General features: G+C 70.1%; 1 protein-coding gene and 2 pseudogenes. 2 read left to right on the top strand and 1 reads right to left on the bottom strand.

Translation table 11 applies throughout. The features are described 5' to 3' along the window. Nucleotides 1-103: pseudogene (locus tag AC27IQ_RS23290) on the top strand (thiazole synthase); the annotation flags it as partial. 1 nt (nucleotide 104) lies between these two features. Continuing rightward, a complete protein-coding gene (locus AC27IQ_RS23285) occupies nucleotides 105-1,019 on the top strand; it encodes a thiamine phosphate synthase (protein ID WP_317354264.1) in 915 nt (304 codons plus the stop codon). A gap of 93 nt (nucleotides 1,020-1,112) precedes the next feature. Here the strand turns inward: AC27IQ_RS23285 and AC27IQ_RS23280 are convergent. Continuing rightward, nucleotides 1,113-2,003, bottom strand: a pseudogene (locus AC27IQ_RS23280) (hypothetical protein); the annotation flags it as partial.

Below are 2,003 nucleotides of genomic sequence, written 5' to 3'. Positions count from 1 at the left end.
CGGCCGCACCGCCCGCCGTGCGGGCGCCATGGCCGCGCAGGAAGCCGCCCAGCCGAGCACCCCGGTGCTGGGCACCCCTTTCTGGCACCACGACCATGGCTGAGATGCTGCACGGAACCGCTTCGGGGCACGCCGCATCGGTGCGCGCCATCCTGGCCGCGCATGGCGCCGCCTTCGCCGACTTCCCGTCCCAGCCGGCCCCCGTGCCGCTGTCCGGCGGCCCGGTGTACCGCGCGGCGCTGGAGGCCTGCAGCGCATTGGGTTTCATCGCCAGCGATGCCGAGTGCCTCGCCCGGGCCTGGCAGGCACAGACGGACCGCACCGGCGGCTTCGATGCCTCGCAGTGGCCCGATGCGCCGCAAGACTTCGGCCTGCAGCCGCTGCCGCACCGCCAGCCCTTCCCCGCCTGCCCCGAGCGGCTGGGTCTCTATGCAGTGCTGCCCGACGCGCAATGGGTGGGCCGCATGGCCCGTGCCGGCGTACCCACCGTGCAACTGCGCTACAAGACGGACGACGCACAAACCATCGCGCACGAAGTGCGGGCCGCCGTGGACGCCGTGCGCGGCACGCATGCCCTGCTGTTCATCAACGACCACTGGCAGGCCGCCATCGACGCGGGCGCCTATGGCGTCCACCTGGGCCAGGAAGACCTCGATGCGCTGGCGCCTGCGCAGCTGCAGGCCATCCGCGACGCCGGCCTGCGCCTGGGGGTCAGCACCCACGGCTATGCGGAAATGGTGCGCGCCGATGCCGCGGCGCCCAGCTATGTGGCCATGGGGGCGGTGTTTCCCACCACGCTCAAGAAGATGGCCACCGTGCCCCAGGGGGTGGCACGCCTGGCCGGCTACGCCCGGCTGATGCGGCACTACCCGATGGTCGCCATCGGCGGCATCGGGGCGCCGCAGTTCGGCGAGGTGCTGGCCACGGGCGTGGGCTCGATCGCCGTGGTGCGGGCACTCGTCAATGCCGACGATCCGGAAGCCGCGGCGCAGGATCTGATGGCCCGCATGGCGGGCTGACGCTGGCAACCCGCCAGGCGCGCCGCCATGGCAGAAAGCCGCAACGCGCGGCATGCCCTGCATCGAAAAAGGCCCCGAAGGGCCTTTTTTCCGTTACTTGTCCGTGCGCTGCTTTCGCTCCAGCTCTTCGAGCTCCAGACGCAACTCCATCTTGTCGTTGTCCATGCCGAAGCCGACCGGATCCCCCGCCGAAGGCGGCGCGGTGACGGGCACCGGAGGCAGCTCGCTCAGCGTGAGCGGTGGTGGATCGGTCAGGTCGATGTCCAGCATGGCCTCGGAGATCGGCTTGGGGGCCAGAGGCGCCGGGATCGATTCCCAGGAGAACCCGGCAGACAGCGAGTCCAGCGATTGCAGCTCCTGCTCCCGACGCGCGGAGAGGCTGTCCACGCCGAAGGCGCTGGCGGAAGGCAATTCCGGCTCTGGCTCGATTTCCAGCGGCGGGGGCGTGAGGGGTGTGGTGCGGGTGCGTGGCGGCGGTGCCCCGCGGGCACTGGCCGGCGTGGTCTGCGCGATGGCCAGCAACAGCAACAGATCGTCGTAGGCCGCCAGATCGAACGGCGAGGCGATGGCGTCTTCGCCGCGGCGGAACAGGCAGCCTTCGAGGGTGTCCAGCACCTCGGGGGAGGACCATTCGGCCTCGATGGCCGCCAGCGCTTCCGTGTAGCTTTCCAGCGTCAGGCCCGTCCGGTGGAACGAGGAGAACTCCGGCACCTGCGCATTGAACTGCGCCTGGAACTGGGCACGCAGCTGATTGAAGCTGTCCACGCGGCTGAGCGTGTGGTACAGGCGCAGCAACTCCAGGTAGGCAAAGGGCGAGGTCTCTCCATGCTCGGCAATGTGGCGCTTGAGCACACCGATGGCCTGGTCATGCTCGCCCACCGACACGAAGAAGTCGGCCTGCTGCTGAATGTCGAACAGGTCCTCCGGATGCACGATGGGCGCGGCCCGGACAGCAGATGGCGGCGGCACCAAGGACACGGGCGG

This window comes from Acidovorax sp. KPB24-07 (genome assembly GCF_057543315.1).
Note: the sequence above shows the minus strand (reverse complement) of the source record. Positions and strands in the feature narration are given on the sequence as shown.